We start from the raw sequence: 18,421 nt of genomic DNA, 5'->3' as shown, positions 1-18,421 counted from the left end.
CCTTGAGGCGGGAATCCCATGCGCTCTGCACCACCCCTACCCCTATACCGAGACCGGGCGGACCCCGGGGCACAGACCCGGCTGGTCGGACGGTCGGAGGAACTTCGCTGGGCAGTCTCCGCCATCGAGTCCAACGGCGGCGCCGTAATTGTCGGCCCGGAGGGAATTGGCAAGACAACACTGGCCAATGCTGCAGCCCGAGCGGCCCGGCAGGACTTTCACGTAGTGCACGTGCGGGGCAGCAGGGTCTCTGCCGGAACGGCCTACGGGGCGCTGGCCTGGGTGCTCAGCGAAATGCCGGAGACATCTCTTGAAAATCCGGGGCACGTCCTGCGTGCGCTCAAGGAACACCTGGCGGCACAGGCCAGCGGGCGGCGGACCCTGCTGCTCGTAGATAACGTCCATGAGCTCGATGCGCTGAGCCAGACCGCATTGGTCCAGCTGACGCGTCAGACCTCGGCCGCACTGCTCGCCACTACACCGGATCTGCTGCGCTGCGGTGAGGAACTGGTGCGGCTGTGGTCCGAGGGAATGATTCGCAGGATCGACTTGGGGCCGCTGGATTCCGCAGCTTCATTAGCGCTCATTGAAGGGATTACCGGCGGCAAACTGTCTGCCTTGGCGGCACATGCCTTGTGGCGCCAGGCACGGGGAAACCCGCTGTTTACCTCATTGCTGTGCCGTGACCAGATGGACGGCGGGCGGCTGAAGGAACGCAGCGGAATTTGGACCCTCGAGGGTCCGCTGACTTTCCGAGGCGAGATTTCGGACTGGATTGAAGCGTGGTATCAGGAGTTGGACATCTGCGAGCAGCGAATCGTGGACTTCGTGTCGCTGTGTCCCGGGATGCCGCTGCGCGCCCTGCTGGACGTGGCAGATGCCCTATCCGTTGAAGCGCTCGAAGAACGGGGCGTGCTGACTGTAAGCCACGGCGAAGGATCGGTATATCTCCTCAACCCGCTCTACACTCAGCTGGTTGCTGAGCGGGTACCCATGGGCCACTTCTTCGAACTCTGGCAGGAGCTGCAGTCAGCAGGGTTGGATCCCGAGACCTGGCCGGACGCAGCGGCCAAGGCATACGCTTTGTGGGCTGCGGACGCAGGTAGTCCCATCAGCGCCGAGCTGGCAGCCCGTGCCTGTGCATCGGCGAACAGGGAGGCAGACCCAGCCGGCGCGCTGCGGATAGCCGGCGCCGTTCAGGCTTCTGGAACGCATCCACGGCTCCGACTCGAACGCGCGCGTGCACTGCACGCCCTCCAGGAGTTGAAACAAGCCGCAGCAGAGCTGGAGCAGCTCCTGGATTCTGGCGATTCCGCAAACGCTGTACCGGCGCTACTGGAGCTGGCCATGGTGGCACGGAGGGTGTCCTCACCGCGGCTGTCGCCGCAGGCAGCACTGGCCCGCGCGGAGACTGCTGCGCAGTCCCTGCCGGAACCACTGCGGACCCAATCACAGCAGCAAGTGACTGCTGCACGGGCCGCACTCGCCGCGCTCGAGTCGGACCCGGCGTTGGCGCCGGCAGAACTCGGGGCGCTCTGCCTGGACTGGACAGTTCCCGCCGTTGTGCTGCTGCCGGCGAGGGCCAGCCGCTGCCAGCTCCTGGCATTGGAGGGCAGGGCGGGGGAAGCCCTGCTGGAGGCCGCGGAGCTCTGGGAGAACTTAAAACACGCCCGCGGACTGCCACTCACCGTCGGGGCCGAGACCGTGAACGGGATCCTGTGCACTTACATCCTGTGCGCTGAGCCGCTGCAGGCACTTGCGCTGCTGGACCAGGCCGGAAAAGTCCGTTACCTGGAAACCCATCTGAGCGCATGGTCGGAGCTGCCGGCGGGAGTGATCCATGCTTTGTGCGGCAGAACCGATGCGGCCCTGGAATGCCTCGTTCCGGCATGCCGGCAGCTGGAGGTGGAGGACAGGGGCGGGTTGCTGCCGCTGGCACTCGCGGCCATGGGCTACTGCCACGCGGAGCGGGGGGACTGGGACCGGATGGCCGAGTGCCTCGCCGCGGTCCCGGGTTTCAAGGCTGCACCCGCATCGCATGTGCTGACTGCAACCCGTTATTTCCAGCGGGCCGCCGCCCTTCGCTTTAGTGCCGAAGGACAGCCAGGCGCTGAGCTTGCGACAGCGGGTCGACGGGCGGCCCGCCGGGGTAATTATCCGGCGGCGATTCTGTGCCTCTCGGCCGCCGCACTCTCCGGCGACACATCGTCCGCTGCGATGCTGCAAACTACGGCGGCTACCGGCGAGGGCGAGTCCGTCCGGATGTGGCAGGCACTCGGCGACGGCCTCGTCGGAAATTCGCCGCAGGATCTGTATGATGCCGCCGGTGCTTTTTTGGACCGGGGGTTCTACCTGCACGGATACCGGGCTGCCGTCGCTGCGCGGGAAGCTGCTGAACACGCCAGCCGGCGGGAGCTGAGCCGGCAGGCCCGGATGGTGGCGAACGAGTGCTACCGCATGCTGGCTGACGCCAACAGCCTGGAAAGCCGTTTGAAGAAGCTGTCGGATTTTGAGCGGGACCTGGCACGCCGGGCTGCTTCCGGAGCAAGCAGTGCCCGGCTGGGAAGTGCACTTCACCTATCGCCGAGGACCGTGGACTGGCACCTCGGCCGGATCTTCCTAAAACTGCACGTCTCTGGACGCGCTGAGCTTAGGCGCCTGCTCGGTGACGGGAAAGACAGCCGGAAGGGGGAACCGGGACAGTACTCCAAGTAGCGCATGTGCCGTTGAAGCGGGCGAACCAAGTAGCGATCCCAAATCACACTGGTGTAACCCGAGTAGGTGCTGATGATTACTGGTGGTTGCTACTCAGGCTGGTTCCCCACCTCCTACCTAGTGTGTTGAACGCCTGCTGCCGCGGGCACAGACGGTTTGCTAGGAAGAGGTCTCGCAGTGGAGAAGCATCATTCGTCAGACGCCTACTCACTTGTGGCGCGTACCGCCGGTGGCGTGCCCGCTCCCATCCGGCAAGGACACGATTCGCCCTTCCTGGGCCGGACCGCCCTTGTCCAGGCCATGGCCGGGTGCCTGACCCCGGATTCGACTGCTTCCGGGTCCCTGATCATTGGGGAAGCCGGCAGCGGTAAGAGCGCCCTCATGCGGCATGTACTGGCGCTGTACGGGCAGGATGCCTACACGGTCAACGTCCGCGGTTCAGCATTTGCCGGCAGGACTGCTTTCGGTGCCCTGACTTTCCTGCTCTCCGAGCTCGATCCGGAATCCGCTTCGCACCCGGTGCTGATACTGCGGGGTCTGACCGAGCTGATCCGTGAACGGGCGCAGGGACGGCAGGTCATCCTGGCAGTTGACAATGCGGAAGAGCTCGACGAGTTCTCTGCCATGGTGCTCAGCCAGATGGTGGCGAACCGGTCAGCCCACATGTTCGCAGCCTTCCGGGATTTCAGCGCCGCGCCGGCCGAGTTCATGGGGCTTTGGCGCGAGGGCCTCCTTGCCCGTCTGGATCTTGAGCCGCTGCTTCCCCCTGAATGTTCCCATCTCCTGGAATCGGAACTTCGCGGACCGGTAAGCCGGGCCGCTGCGGAAGAACTGACCGGGATCAGCGGCGGCAATCCCAGCCTGCTGCTCGCCGCCGCCGAGGACTACCGCGAAAGCGGCCGGGTCCGTTCTTGGGACGGTGTCTGGGTGTTGGACCGGGCTCGGCAGTGCGCTTTCCCTCGGCTCGCTTCCGCGATGGGCACGAAGCTGGCGGGGCTCCTTGACGGCCAGCGCGAGCTGCTGGACGTGCTCGCTCTCGCCGGTGCACTGCCGCTCAGCCAGGTCCTGGAGCGGGTGGACAGCCGACAAGTAGATGCCCTTCAGGAGGCGGGGCTGTTGCAGCTGGAGCACAGGACAGTTCCGGCGCTTTCGCTGGTTGATCCCGGCCTCGGGATGGTTCTGCGGGGGCGGATTGATCCCGGCCGGCGACGGGAACTGTTAGAGAAGCTTCCGCCGGATCCGGTGGTTTCATGTCCGGTACACGCAGCACGGTGGCTGCTCTCCTCGGGTGCCAAAGTACCGGCGGAGCTCGCGCTCGCAGCCGCCCGGGCTGCGAACGCGGAAGGTGATCCGTTGTCAGCCGCGGCGTTCATCGCAGCAGATCCAAACCATCTGTCTTCGCCGGCGGCTGTGCTTGAGCTGGCCCGAGCGGTACTGGCAGGAGGAGATGCGGCCGGCACATCCGACGTCGTCACCCGGCACCGTGCCTTCGGTGCGTCAGGTGTCCGTTCTCCCGAGACCGTGCGCCTGCTCATTGTCGAAGCCGAAGCCGGCTGCCGCGCGATGGCGGAGCAGCAGTTCGAGGCCGGCTCATCGTCCAAAGCGCACAGTACCCGCCTTGAGGAAGCCGAACAGGTCCTTGCCGTGCTCGCCGCCGACGGACTCGCTCGCGGCGAGTCTGCCCAGCTGGAACGGGAACTCATCCTGGCGCGGGCCCGGTGCCTGACACAGCACGGCGAGTACGGGCAGGCGGCCGATTTCCTCTCCGGGGTCTATGCCCGAGGGGATGAAAACGGCAGGGGATTCAGGGCCCTGGTGGGTTCGTGGCTCTGCGTTGCCTGGGGCATGACGGACCGTCAGTCCGATGCTCTTGAACTCGCCGCGGCGCTCTGGCCCTTGTTGTCAGATGCCCAAGAGCCGGATCTGGATGCCCGGGAAGCGTCCCGGGCGCAGGCCAGAATACTCCACGTCCTGATGATTTCCGGCGCCCTCGACTCTGCTGCCGAGTTCCTTGCCCGAGCAACGGGAAAGGAAGGCGCCGGTAGCTTCGGCGGAACACTCCACGAAATCTGCGAAGGTGTCCTGCATGCCTTCGCAGGCCGCGGAGCCGCTGCTACCGCGCGATTGCTCCCGGCCGCCCGCCAGCTTGCAATCTCTGATCCCGGAGGCCTCCTCCACACGGTCAGCGCCGTCGCCGCATATGCTGCTGCGCTGCAGGGCCAGAATCAAAGGGCAGAAGAGCATCTTCGCACTGCCGGTTCAGTTCCTGCCACGCCTTCGTGGGCGCTGCAGCGCACCGCAGCACACTTCGCCGTCCTTGCCGGGAACGTGCTGGGCTCAGTCGATTCGGCCGAAGCGCTGAGCGAAATGGCAGCCAAGGATGAGGAACGCGGCGCCGGGGCGTACGCCGTGCTGAGCCTGCTCGGCGCCGTCCGGCTGGGGGACCTGTCCCAGGCGCAGCAGCTGCTCGACACAGCATCCGGTCTGCAGGGACGCTTCGCCCGGCTGTGCGAGGACTACGCGAAGGGTGCAGCAAGCTGCGACCCACAGCTGCTGCTGCTGGCAGCCGACGCCGCTGCGGCCCTAGGACACGAATTGCTGTCCCGTGAGACCGGGGAACGTGCCCTGCAAATCGCCGCCGGAGCAGGGGACCGCGCAACGGTGCGGTTCATCCATCGCACACGGCGGCTCCAGTCCGGAGAATCGGAGAACGACGCCGAAATCGAGGACTGCCTGCGCGGCCTCACTGGGCGGGAGCGGGTGATCGCCAGACAGGCAGCGGCCGGAACCAGTAACAAGATGATCGCAACCGAACTCTCGATTTCGGTGCGCACCGTTGAAGGGCACCTTTACCAGATCTACTCGAAGCTCCACGTGGGCAGCCGAAGGGAATTGGCAAAACTGCTAACCGCCGGCCATGCGGACAGCAGCATCCGGCCGAACGCAGTACAGGGGGTTCGGTGATGAACCACCAAGCGTCAGCTGCACCGGAGATGCTGCGCAGTGCCGAAGCTGAACAGGTTTCGAACCATCTCCTGGATCCAATGCTCAGGGGGGCGATTGTCATGGCTCCGGAAGGGATGGGCAAGAGCGCACTCGCCGAGGAAGTACTGCGCCGGCTCGAAGGAATCGTAACGCCGTACCGGATCCACAGCAGCCCGGTGCTGGCCCGTATTCCCTATGGAGCACTGACACCGTTCATGGAACGGGCACTGGCTGGAGACATGGACTCCCCGCTGATGGTCCTCCGGAACATCCGCCGGTTCTTCCGTGTTCGCGCAGAGGCCGGGGACGCCCCGGCACTGCTCGTGGTGGAGGACGCCCACCATCTGGACGAAGCGTCGAGCCACGTACTGGTCCAGCTGGCGATGTCAGGGGAACTGCGCCTGCTGGTCCTCTCCCGTGCCCGCAGCACGAACCTCCAGGAGCTCCTTTCCCTGGCACGGGACGGCCTGCTGTCACGGCTGGACCTCCAACCGCTGACCCAGCAAGCGATCCACCGCCTGTGCGTTCGGGAACTGGGCGGCACGGTGTTACGGGCCTCCAGTGGGGTGCTGGCACGGGTATCGGGTGGAAACCCGCTGTACGCGAAGGCACTTCTGGAAGGCGCACGCAGGCGCGGCGAACTGCTTGAGAGCAACGGCTCCTGGTACCTCCGCGCCCTCTCCCCAGGGCTGGAGCCTACGGTCCAAGACCTTGCCAAGCGGCTCCTCATGAGCCGGACAGATGCGGAGCGCGCGGTACTGGAGGCAGTCGCGCTGGCCACGGCCATTCCCCGTCCCATCCTGACGGCCTTTGGGGATCCGGCGTCCGTGCAGGCACTGATCGACGATGGATACCTCGCTCCGGTTCCGGAAGCTGCCGACCAGCTTCAGCTCGCCCAGCCACTCCATACCCATGCCATCCGCTCCCTGGTGCCGCCGGTGCGCAGTATGGAAATCCGCCGGCAGCTCATGCATTCCGGTGGGCCCGCGGGCGGGCCTTACCGGGATACTCTCCACGCCGCGTGGGCACTGGACTGCGGGGAAGCGCCCAAAGATACGGACCTCCTGCAAGCGGCTAGGACGGCAAACGCCGACGGCGACAGCGAACTGGCCCTCCGTCTCGCCCAGGCGGTCCAGCCCGGTCCTCTGGGAGGAAGGTCGCGCATCGAGGCGGCAGTTGCCCAGCTGATGCTTGGAAACATAGCTGACGCCAGGGCGGGGCTGGAAGACGCACTTGCGGCAGCCGCGGACGCAGAGACCCTGGACCTTGCAGTACTCGCTTCGGCGCAGCTTGCCGCCTGTTCGGAATCTGCGGGCAAGCGGCTCCGCAACCTGGCTCGGAAATGGGCTGAGCGGGAGTCCCTGCTTCAGGACCACGGAAGCCCGCGTACCGATTGGGTTGCGGCGGGACAGAGCGTTCTGGCTCTTTGGGCGCGGATAGCCGACGGAGACCTGCTGGTTCCGGGAGAAAGCCAAGCCACTACCCGGGACCTGCTGCATGCGGACACCGCGAACCCGGGACGGACAGCTGGGCAGCATGAGCTTCGGGCACTGGGCTATTCCCTGGTATGCGAGGCGTACACCGCTGCCGGTGCCATTCAGGACGCCCTGCAGGCTGCCGGCAAGGCACAGAGGGAACTCGAGCTTGACCCCAATTCACAAAGCGGAGTACGGGCAGCCGTGTGGGTCCGTCGTGCCTTCGCGTTGCTGCACGGCGGAAACTTCGCGGAACTTGAAGAACTGCTCGCCGGACAGCTGAGGGCGGAACCCGCCAGCCTGCTGGCTTACGGCGGCAGTATCGGCGTGCTTGAAGGTGCCCTGGAGATTCACCAGGGCCGGTTCCGTAAAGGCCTTCGCCGGTTGAAGCCGGCTATCGGCGCCCTTCGATCCAAGGACCCGGAGAGGCTGCTGCCGTATGCGATGTCCGTTGCAGGGTATGCCGCAGTTGTTGTGGATGACGATTCCCCGGCGGCTAGGTTCGCGGCTGAGCTGAGGGGGTTAGGTTACTCGGGACCGAAGGGGCTTCAACTGGCAGCCCGTGCGTTTGCGGCGGCAGCGCTGGCTCCCCAGAGCAGTGAGGAACCACCACCGGCGCAGGTACGGTCGCTGGCTGAGGAGGCTCGTGCTTTGGGACAGTTCGCAGCTGAGAAGGACATCCTGGAATTGGCGCTCGCCGTCGGTGACCTGAAGCAGTCAAAACGCCTCATGGACCTTACCGGCTTTTTCGAAGGCGGTGAAGCTGCGGCCCTTCACGCATATGCTGCCGCTGTCGCGGCAGACAATCCCGAACGGATGGTCGCTGCAGCGGACGAGGCAGTGCGCCGCAGGAAGTACCTGGTTGCTGTCGAGTGCATGGGCCATGCCATTCGCTACTACGGTGCCCACAACAACCTGCGCCGCCAGCGGGCTCTGATCCAGCAGCTGAGGCGGCGACGGGAAGAACTCGCAGGGGTCACCGTCGCATACCTCAGCCCGAGCGTGCACCAGGTCAGGCTGACCAGGCGCGAGCACGAAATCGTCGAGCTTCTGCTCGAAGGTGCCGGGTCCAAGGACATTGCCACGAAGTTCACGTTGTCGCAGCGCACTGTGGAAGGCCATGTCTACCGTATCTACGTGAAGCTGGGTATCAGCAAGAGAACCGAGCTGGAAGCCGTATACCGGGCGCTCGAGGCAGAGCCCAAGGCTGCAGCGGTGCCGTAACCGCCATTGCGGCCCGGTCTTGCCAGCTATGGGCACAAGTAGAAGCCGCGGTCCGTAGGGTACGGAAACATGCGGATTAAGTGACCCGCACGCTTTTTGAAGTGCGAACTACTGGTGTGGCGGGGACAATCCTGCCGTTGACTGGGGTTGTCAGTACGGCGGAGCTGCGAAGGTCAAGAGCCAGGCACATCAACCCTGGTTCTGCTAAGCGCAGGTGCTCTCCACTGACCGTCAGGACCGCACCTCGTGTGTGCGCGGGCCTCCCGAAGCGGAGCCGGCGGCGTCGAAGTCTGCTGAGACCCAGACTTCCCCCCAGCCGTCGCCGGCTCCCCCTCTTCGCTGTCCTGTCTTCCACGGACCCGGGTGGCGTTTTCTCCCTTCTGAAACCGCGTCCATTCCGCCCTGACCAGCAGTCTCCGGGGTTTCGCCGCGGGATTAATGAGGTGCCGAATCTTAAGCGGGTAGCCGTGCGAGTAGGTGCATCCATGGGAGCGAGATTGGTCCAGTGAGGCGAGTACCGGGTACTCGTGCCGGTGGACTCCCGTGATCCTAGGTTAGTGGCCGTTGGAAGGCGAGCTACGAAGGATGACGGACTCTCTATGAGCGCAAATACACATCGGCTGCCGGGCAAGGTCCTGGAGGGGGAAGCAAGACGTGTTGCCGAACAGGCCCCGGCGCCTCCCGGAATCCGGCGTCATACTCAGTCCCCGAGGCACGGAGGCGGCGAGGCACTTTTCCAGGCGCAGGCCTCCGGCAGCACACTGCAGGCCCAGTATGCGTTCTCACCCGCGGCAGCCCCCGCCACTTCGGCCGGCACGGCAGAAACCGCCGGGGCAGCATCTGCAGCGCTGCCGACACAGCCCTTTGTCTTCCCGCCATTCATTACGCGTTCCCCCAGCGCATCACGTGTTCCGAGGAGCACTGCAGCGTTTTGGAACCGCCGCTATGAACGGATTCTCATCCTCACTGACGCCCTGGTTGTTGCTCTGGCTCTGCTGGCCGGAACCGTGGCCAGGTTTGGTACCCAGGCAGCCGAACTCCGCGTAGGCAACCTGGCCACCACCTACTGGGTTTTCTCCATGTTGCTTGGGGCGGGCTGGATGCTGGCGCTGCACGCGTACCGAAGCCGGGATCCCCGAATCACGGGAATGGGAACAGACGAATATAAGCGGCTAGTCAACGCAGCGTTTGCCGTGACCGCCGGAATGGTGTTTGTTTCCTTCGTCCTGCAGTTCGACGTCGCACGGGGCTATTTCGCGTTTGTGCTCCCAGCAGGAACAGTCGGCCTCATCTGCTCGCGCTGGACGGTGCGCCAGTGGCTTAAGAGGCAACGCCAACGCGGAAGGTTTCTCTCCCGCGTGGTGGTGCTCGGTCGTCCTAAGGACGTGCGCTACGTCGTTCACCAGATCGCAGCCAAGGCGGGCGCGGCCTACAAGGTGGTGGGCGTGGCGGTCAGCGGCAAGCCACGCTCCAGCCTGGACGTGGACGGGGTCAGCCTGCCGGTGGTGTCGGATGCCGAGCACGTAGTTGATGCAGTCACCACCCATGGTGCCGACGCCGTCATCGTCGCCGGCCCTACCAAGGGCGGCAGTGGTTACGTCCAGGAGCTGGGCTGGAAACTCGAGGAATCGGCGGTCCAGCTGATCCTGACGACTGGCCTGACCAACGTCGCCGGACCCCGCATCCATTCCCGACCGGTTGAAGGCCTGCCGCTCATGCACGTTGAGCTGCCGCAGTATGCAGGAGGAAAACACCTGCTCAAACGCGCGTTGGATGTGGTCCTGTCCGGACTCGCGCTCCTGGCCTTGACCCCCGTGTTCCTCGTACTCGCCCTGCTGGTTCGCCGTGACAGCCCCGGTCCCATCCTGTTCCGCCAGGAACGGGTGGGTCGCGGCGGGGAAGTCTTTGAAATGCTCAAATTCCGGTCCATGGTTCAGACCGCGGAAGACGACCTCGCCGGTCTGCTGGATCGTAACGAAGGTGCAGGACTGCTCTTCAAAATGCAGCACGATCCTCGCGTAACCGACGTCGGCCGCTGGATGCGCAGGTACTCCCTGGACGAGCTGCCCCAGCTCTGGAATATCTTCCTGGGACACATGTCCCTGGTTGGTCCCAGGCCTCCGCTGCCGCGTGAGGTGGCGCAGTACGGCGATCGGGTCCATCGCCGCCTCTACATCAAGCCCGGACTCACCGGTATGTGGCAGACCAACGGCCGGTCCGAACTTAACTGGAAAGACGGAGTGCGGCTGGACCTCTACTACGTGGAGAACTGGTCCCTCGCCGGCGACATCATTATCCTCTGGCGGACCGTGGCGCAGATGTTCCGTCCATCTGGCGCCTATTAGAGCCGTCCTGCGGAGGCCAGCCGTCTCCTGAATCCAGGACACAAGTAAATCGAATCCAAAACCAAGTGATTCACCGCGGCGGTGCGGAGTCGGAAACAGATAAGGCAGTAGGCGGTACTCAAGCGCTGATCGCCCCGGGAAAGATACGTTTCTCCAACTTCTACACATCAGTTATTTCAAAAGATAAGCGACCTCGTTATGGGCAATAGAACAACGGCAGGGGCACATCCCGGCCATAACCTCCGCAAGTATCGGGGAGTGCTGGTGGGCATAACCGCGCTGCTGCTGGCGGGCTGTTCCGGCAATTCCACCGACGCCGTGCAGGCGCCCGGACCCGCGGCCTCCGCACAAGCCCTCACTGCGGATCCGCGGCCTACACCTGAACCGGACGAGAGTTCTGGACCAGTGGGCGGGCCCGCATTCGAGCCGGAGAACGCACAGTCTGCCGATGGTGCCCCCGCGGTTCTTCGCAGTGATGCCGCCGCGAATCCGGTGCTGGTGGAGCCCTCCTCCTTCGACGGGGAGGCCGTCTACGAGGACGGAGTTGTCGCGGCAACATCGAACATTCGGCGGGGGACTGTCGACGAAGAAGGAATCGGCGTGGTGGCAGGAGCCGAATACATCGTGTTTACGGTCTCCGTGCGCAATGGCTCCTCCGACACCCTGGACTTGACCGCCGTCGTACCGACACTGACCTACGGCGAAGACCGAGTGTCGGCAGCGCCCCTATACAGGGGCGTTGAGGCATTCGACCTGACCGGAAAGTTGGAACCGGGGGCGGTAACTGAGGCCGAGTACGCCTTTCAATTGCCGGCTGGTGCCACGGACCCCGTTCTGTATATCGATCTGAACGGTTCCCACGCGCCTTTGGTGTTCAGTGGTGACTTGCCGTGACCCGCAGGGCCGTCCTTTCCCACCGCGCCACCCGTTATGGCGCCATGGTCGGGGCCGTGGGGGCCCAGGCCAGCCAGGCCCTCGGCAGTTTTCTGATTCTCGCTGTCGCCGCCCGCTCACTGGACCTGGGCAGCCTTGGCCTGTTGAGCGTGCTCTATGGACTGCTTGTCCTCTCGGCAGCAACTACCAGCGGATTCGTCGGTGATTCACTGACGGTGCTGAACCGCCAGTCGAACGCGGTTCGCGCGGGGCTGCAGGTGTGGCTGTTCCTGTTGTCTGCAGGGTGTGCCGTCGCCGTCCCGCTGGTGGTATGGGCCCTGGGCCTGGTCGACCCTATGCAGGCTTTCCTGCTGGGTCTGGCCATTGCCGCCTACTTGATCGAGGACGTGGTGCGGCGCGTGCATATGGCCTGCCTGCTCTTCCAACGAATCGTGCTGATGGATCTGACAGTCATAGCAGCGGCCCTGCTTCTCCTGCTGGTGCTGGGAGAGCGGACGGAGCTGACCGTGACATCATTCCTGGCTGCCATCGCCGTCGGCCAGGCCGCCGGCGCGGTCGCCGGAGTCGTAGCGCTTCCCGTCGTCGAACGGGTCCTGGTCAGCCTGCGGGGCGCGCAGTGGCGAACAGTCGCAGCCTATGGCAGCTGGCGCGCGGCACAGCAGGCTCTCCGACCGGCCCTGCTGACCGCCCTGCGGAGTGCAGTGGTGCTGCTGGTTGCCTTCGAGGCCAGCGGGGCACTGGAGCTGGCGCGGGTGTACGCTGCGCCCGCGATGCTTGTGGTGGGAGGCATTTCCTCATACCTTTTTGCGTCCTTTGCCCGTGCCCGCACAGTTCCCCTCGGCCAGTTGCTCCGTCGGGCGGACCGCGGTGTGCTGGCCCTGTTGTGCATGACAGCGGTTTGTACCGCGGTGGCTTTGGCGGCTTTGCCAGTTGCCGGGCCGCTCCTGCTCGGCAGCCTGCCTGAACTGACCGCGGTGGCCGGCTGGCTGGCCTACACTGCGGCGGTTTCGGCCGCCACCCCGTACGGGGTCCTAGCCGCAGTCAGATCCAGTCCATCGCGGATCTTCCTCATCCGATCCGCCGACACGGTGGTGTCCCTGGGCGCCGTCGTCCTCGTCGTACATTTCACCGCAAATGCTGCTCTCGCTCCTTTGGCTGCAGCCTTCGGGGCGGCATTGGGAGGGGTTGCCATCCGGCAAATCCTCTTGGTCCCGCTGCGAACCACAGAAACAAAAAACACTATCGTCAGCACGCCGCTTGAAAGAAAGCTGGAAAAGAATGCGTAAGGGAAAATCGGCGGAGTCTTTTCGGGGGGAAGAAGCCGGCAGGAAAAAGTTCGTCAAAATTCTGGCAGTCCTGGGGTCGGCGTCACTGCTGACGGGCCTCGTGGTGCCTCCGGCCCAAGCCGCCCCCGCTCCGGCGACGGTTGTGCAGCCGGGAGTCACTGACGCCGGTCTACAGGAGGGGTCCCCGGAGCGGGAGCTTCCCGAGACACTCAGCGCCGACCTTCTCACCACTCCGCAGATCAACGGCGTTGTCTGGAGTACCGCGGTCAATGGCAACGTGGCCTACGCCGTGGGCAGCTTTACCCGGGCGCGTCCGTCGGGCGTTGCTGCGGGGGGTGCCGGGGAAGTCGTACGCAATAACGCTATGGCTTTCGAAATCTCCACCGGGAAAATCCTTCCCTGGAATCCGAACCTCAATGCGCAGGCATTGGAGGTGGAAATGAGCCCGGACAACTCCCAGGTCATTGTTGGCGGCAGTTTCACTACGGTGGGGGGTCAGCCGCGCAGCAAGCTGGCGATCTTTGACGCATCATCGGGAGCGCTCCAGCCCTTCAGCGTCAGCATCGCCGGCAGCGTCCAAACCGTCTACACCACCGCAACCACACTCTACGTGGGCGGATCCTTTACGCAGGCCGGTAACCAGCCACGCAGCAACGCCGCTGCCTTCAACCGGTCCACCGGAGCCTTGCTCCCCTGGGCGCCCCAGACCGACGACATCGTGCACGGCATCATCGCGTCTGCGGACAACAGCCGGGTTGTGCTGGGGGGCCGCTTCCAAACACTCAACGGGTCGTTGAAGATCGGTATCGGCGCGGTGGACGGTACATCCGGCGCCAGCCAGCCGTGGATTAGCACACCCATCCCGCAGACGCAGATGCAGGGCGCGACCAAGAACACGTCCTGGGTAACGCAGATGATTGAGAAGGACGGCGTCATCTACGCGTCGGCCAACGGCATGGGCGGTCACTGGTTCGACGGCCGCTTTGCCGCGAACTTCTGGACCGGAGACCTGGTTTGGCTGGACAACTGCTACGGGGCCTCCACGGACGTAGCCGTCATGGGTGAAGTGCTTTACAGCGTTTCGCACGCGCATGACTGCTCGTCCCTGGGGGAATTCCCGGAAACAAGTCCACAAACCTGGCGTAGGAGCCTGGCGGAAACCATTTATGCCACCGGCACGGACCAGGCACCGCCGGGCAGCAACAGCAAGTACTCCGGACAGCCGGTACCCTCGCTGCTGCACTGGTACCCCTCGATCAACACCGGCTTCTTCACCGGCCAGTACCAGGGCGGGTGGGCGCTGGACAACAACGAGGATTACCTGGTCGAGGGCGGCGAGTTCACCACGGTGAACGGCAAAGCCCAGCAGGGACTCGCTGTCTTCGCCAAGAGGTCCATCGCCCCCAACAAGGTGGCGCCGGTCTACTCGACGGCGCTCAAGCCTTCACCCCTCTCCACAAGCGCAGGCAATGTCCGTGTGGCGTGGCCCAACACCTGGGACTACGACGACGCTGTCCTCACCTACGAAGTCCTACGGGACAACAGCCTCACGGCCATAGGGTCAGTCGACGCGCGCTCCGTGTGGTGGAAGGGCCAGGCACTGGGCTTTACCGATACGGGCCGCACTCCTGGGGCCACGCACACGTACCGCATCCGGGTTAAGGACCCTTCAGGAAATGAGTACATCGGCCCACGGTCCGATCCTGTGACGGTATCCAACTCCACACCTTCGGCCTATTCACGAATGGTCAAGGAAGACGGCGCACTTCTGTACTATCCCCTGGACGAGCAGGCGGGCACCGTCGCCTACAACCACGTGGGCTACGACGACGGCGACCTGGGGGCCGGCATTACCCGCGGCGCCGCGGGTGCACTCACCAATAACGCAGCTTCGCGCTTTGACGGCAGCGCCACTGCGTCCATAGCAAACCGCACACTCACCCGGGGCACGGATACCTTCACCGCAGAGGCCTGGTTCCAGACAACCACCACCACGGGTGGAAAAATCCTGGGCTTCGGCAACCAGAGGACGGGCAATTCGTCTTCATACGACCGCATGATCTACATGGATAACGGGGGCAGGATTTGGTTTGGTGCCTACCCCGGCCGGACGGTGACGGTCAACTCCGCCAAGTCCTACAACGACGGCGAATGGCACCATGTCACCGCCACCATGAGTGCCGCCGGCATGGCTCTGTACGTGGACGGCGTCCGCACTGCCTTCAGGACTGACAACACTCAGGGACAGGCATACGACGGGTACTGGCGGATCGGCGGCGACAACATGGGTGGATGGCCCGGCCAGCCCGCCACAAGCAGCTTCAACGGCAACATCGATGAGGTTGCCGTCTACCCGACCGCACTGACCGCACAGCGGGTGGCTGACCATTACACCGCTAGTGGCCGCACCCCGAAAATCCCTGCGGTCCCCACGGACAACTACGGAAAATCCGTTTACAGCGACTCGCCTGAGATTTTTTGGCGGCTCAATGACAGCGGCACGACAACAGCCCTGGACACCAGTTTGTCCATGAACGACGCACTGGTTTCCGGGGGAGTCACGAGGAACACCTCCGGTGGAGTCGGTGGAAGCGGGAACTTCACCTTCAACGGCTCGGATGGCATCGCCGCGGCCGGAGCTTCGGCCAGCAACCCGTCGGTGTACAGCACCGAGGCCTGGTTCAAGACCGACACGAGGGCGGGCGGAAAAATCATCGGATTCGGCAACTCCAATACCGGGTTGTCCGGTAGCTACGACCGCCACGTGTACATGCGCGATGACGGAAGACTGACGTTCGGCACCTACACCGGATCCGAAAACACCATCACCACGTCCGACTCCTACAACAACAACCGGTGGCACCACGTGGTGGCTACTCAGTCAGCAGCAGGAATGAAGCTTTACGTCGACGGCGTGCTGACGGGCACCAACCCGCAGACTGCAGCGGAACCGTACACCGGCTTCTGGCGTATTGGTGGCGACCGCACCTGGGGAGGCGCCTCGAGCCCCTTCTTCCGCGGAACCATTGACGAGGCAGCCGTGTACGGCACCGCCCTCACCGAAGAACGCATCCGTGCCCACTACAACGCCAGCGAGCTGGCCAACGCAGCCCCGGTTGCGAAGATCACCTCCACCGTTGACGGATCCAACGTGGTGCTCTCCGGAGAAGGAAGCACCGACTCCGACGGCCGGATCGTTTCCTATCAGTGGGACTTGGGCAACGGTGTTACTGCCGAAGGAGAACGGGTCCAGCATGTCTTCGCAGAACCTGGTGAGTACGTCGTCACCCTCACCGTTACCGACGACGCCGGCGCCAAGGCCACTGCTTCGGCAACCATCGTCACCAGCGGGCCGAATGCCCTTCCCGAGGCATCGTTCACGGCCACGGCCCAGGGACTGGCAGTGGGCTTTGATGCCGGAGCCTCTGCCGACAGCGATGGAGAAGTCACGGACTATCGATGGGACTTTGGCGACGGCACCACCGGCACCGGAGTCACGGCAGCCCACACTTACGCGGCAGCGGGTGCTTACACCGTCCGCTTGGTAGTAACCGATAACAGGGACGGTGAAGCCACCGCCACGGAAACTGTCACAGTGGACAACGCCGCTCCCACAGCGCAGTTTGAAAGTTCGGCCTCAGGACTGGATGCGACGTTTGATGCTGCAGCTTCCCGGGACGTTGACGGAACTATCAGCTCATACGCCTGGGACTTCGGGGACGGGGCCACCGGCACCGGCGCCACCTCGGGCCACACTTATCAGGCGCCGGGAACCTATACGGTCACGTTGACCGTCACGGACAATCTGGGGGCCAAAGCCACAGCTCAGGCCGAGCTGAAGGTTGACCGCACCAATGTGACACCAACCGCAGCTTTCTCCACCCAGGTGCGGGACCTGACGGTCGTCTTTGATGCGGCAGACTCCACCGATCCGGACGGGACTATCGGCTCGTATGCCTGGGACTTCGGTGACGGAGCCACCGGCACCGGAGTTAATCCATCGCACACCTACGCGGTGCCGGGAGACTACCTCGTCACGTTGACTGTTGTGGACAACCGCGGGGCAGCTAGCACAACTACGGCCACAGCCAGTCCGCACGCCCCGGCGCCGGCCGGGCCCACTGCGGCATTCACCTCGTCAGTCAACGCGCTTCGGGCCAGTTTCGACGCTGCGACGACGAGTGCCGGCACAGGAACAATAACCACCTACGCCTGGGACTTCGGGGACGGCTCTACAGGCGTCGGCCGCAACCCGGTCCACGACTATGCCGCGGGCGGGCAATACATCGTCACGCTGACAGTAACGGACAGCGGGGGCTTGTCCGATTCCGTCTCACAGACCATTTCGGTCAGCAACCCTGCGCCTGCGGCTGCGTTTACCTCCAGTATCAACGGACGGTCCGCGGGATTCTCGGCAGAGGATGCGGGAGCTGGTGCCACCTATTCCTGGAACTTCGGGGACGGAACCAGCGGGACGGGGCTAACACCCACGCGGTTGTACGCCGTTGACGGCGATTACGCCGTGCAGCTCACGGTCACCGCGGCCAACGGCGCCACGGCAACCGTGACCCAGAACATTCGGGTTGCCAATGCCGCGCCTGTTGCTGCATTCACCTCCGTGGTTTCGGAGCTTTCGGTGGCCTTCGACGCCTCCGGTTCAACGGATGTGGAGGCCGCGCCGGCAGGCTACACGTGGTCGTTCGGCGACGGTACGTCCGGCACCGGCAAGACCGCGGCGCACACGTATCCCCGTGCCGGGACGTACACCGTGACCTTGACCGTGACGGATTCTGACGGCGCTACTGCCCAGCAGACCGGCCAGGTCCGAATCGACAGCACTGTCCCCAGGATCTATGCCCAGGACGCGTTTGGCCGAACTTCGACCAGCGGTTGGCTGACCGCGGACCAGGGCGGTGCTTATACCCTCGTCGGTTCGGCTGCGAATTTCACGGTGTCAGACGGAGTCGGGCGCCTTCGCCTCGCCACCGCCGGGGCCGGGCTCACCACGTATCTGTCAAGCGTCAACGCGGTGGACACGGAAGTGCAGGTGGACCTGGGACTCGACAAAGCAGCCACAGGCGGCGGCGTCTACCAGTCGGTCTATGCGCGTGACATCGCTGGAAAGGGCAACTACTCGGCAAAGATCCGGTACATGTCCAACGGCACGGTGGGAGTGAGCCTAAACCGGGGCGATGCCTACCTGGTCCCGCAAACGACGATCACCGGGCTGACCTACCGTCCCGGCGACCGGCTCACGGTCCGTGTCCAGGCCACCGGCACCTCACCCACAACCCTCCGGGCCAAGGTCTGGAAGACAGGTGAGACCGAGCCGGTGCAGTGGCAGCTCTCGGCGACCGACTCCACGGAGGCTCTGCAGTCTCCCGGCCGCATCGGCCTGGGCGGCTACCTGTCCGGATCGGCTACGAACGCTCCGGTCACCGCGTTCTCGGACAACCTTTGGGCCGGCCAACCACGCCCTTGATTCCGGTTCGTCCGC

7 protein-coding genes are annotated in these 18,421 nt (G+C 64.5%); all 7 read left to right on the top strand.

The genetic code is table 11. The annotated features are described in order from the left end of the window. Window positions 1-18: 18 nt before the first annotated feature. The 7 genes from GD628_RS10955 to GD628_RS10930 all read left to right on the top strand — a co-directional run bounded on the left by GD628_RS10955 (window position 19) and on the right by GD628_RS10930 (window position 18,406). Window positions 19-2,715 (top strand): helix-turn-helix transcriptional regulator, encoded by a 2,697-nt coding sequence (locus GD628_RS10955; protein WP_152274747.1) that lies wholly within the window; start codon window positions 19-21, stop codon window positions 2,713-2,715. 177 nt (window positions 2,716-2,892) lie between these two features. After that, the gene (locus GD628_RS10950; RefSeq protein WP_152274746.1) at window positions 2,893-5,679 is read left to right on the top strand and encodes a helix-turn-helix transcriptional regulator; all 2,787 of its coding nucleotides are present in this window, start codon (window positions 2,893-2,895) and stop codon (window positions 5,677-5,679) included. Next, window positions 5,679-8,399, top strand: a complete 2,721-nt coding sequence (locus tag GD628_RS10945; protein WP_152274745.1) for a helix-turn-helix transcriptional regulator — start codon at window positions 5,679-5,681, stop codon at window positions 8,397-8,399. The genes GD628_RS10950 and GD628_RS10945 overlap by 1 nt, the downstream gene beginning before the upstream one ends. A 599-nt stretch (window positions 8,400-8,998) precedes the next feature. After that, window positions 8,999-10,744 carry a sugar transferase gene (locus GD628_RS10940; protein WP_091606646.1) on the top strand — a complete coding sequence of 582 codons (1,746 nt, stop codon included), beginning with the start codon at window positions 8,999-9,001 and terminating at the stop codon, window positions 10,742-10,744. A gap of 198 nt (window positions 10,745-10,942) precedes the next feature. Further along, a complete protein-coding gene (locus GD628_RS10935; protein WP_141653684.1) occupies window positions 10,943-11,638 on the top strand; it encodes a flagellar basal body L-ring protein FlgH in 696 nt (231 codons plus the stop codon). After that, on the top strand, window positions 11,635-12,924 hold the full coding sequence (locus GD628_RS16515; RefSeq protein ID WP_176697622.1) for a hypothetical protein: 1,290 nt from the start codon (window positions 11,635-11,637) through the stop codon (window positions 12,922-12,924). Before GD628_RS10935 ends, GD628_RS16515 begins: the two co-directional genes overlap by 4 nt. Continuing rightward, complete coding sequence (locus GD628_RS10930; RefSeq protein WP_193313253.1) at window positions 12,917-18,406, top strand: PKD domain-containing protein; 5,490 nt, start codon at window positions 12,917-12,919, stop codon at window positions 18,404-18,406. Before GD628_RS16515 ends, GD628_RS10930 begins: the two co-directional genes overlap by 8 nt. Window positions 18,407-18,421: the final 15 nt, after the last annotated feature.

It is taken from the genome of Arthrobacter koreensis (genome assembly GCF_009193255.1).
Taxonomy (GTDB): Bacteria; Actinomycetota; Actinomycetes; order Actinomycetales; family Micrococcaceae; genus Arthrobacter_B; species Arthrobacter_B koreensis.
This window is presented reverse-complemented; position numbering and strand designations above follow the sequence as displayed.

Coding starts and splice junctions, on each gene's coding strand:
- GD628_RS10940 (WP_091606646.1), top strand. CDS start 8,999: ATGAGCGCAAATACACATCGGCTGCCGGGCAAGGTCCTGGAGGGGGAA.
- GD628_RS10935 (WP_141653684.1), top strand. CDS start 10,943: ATGGGCAATAGAACAACGGCAGGGGCACATCCCGGCCATAACCTCCGC.
- GD628_RS10930 (WP_193313253.1), top strand. CDS start 12,917: ATGCGTAAGGGAAAATCGGCGGAGTCTTTTCGGGGGGAAGAAGCCGGC.
- GD628_RS10955 (WP_152274747.1), top strand. CDS start 19: ATGCGCTCTGCACCACCCCTACCCCTATACCGAGACCGGGCGGACCCC.
- GD628_RS10945 (WP_152274745.1), top strand. CDS start 5,679: ATGAACCACCAAGCGTCAGCTGCACCGGAGATGCTGCGCAGTGCCGAA.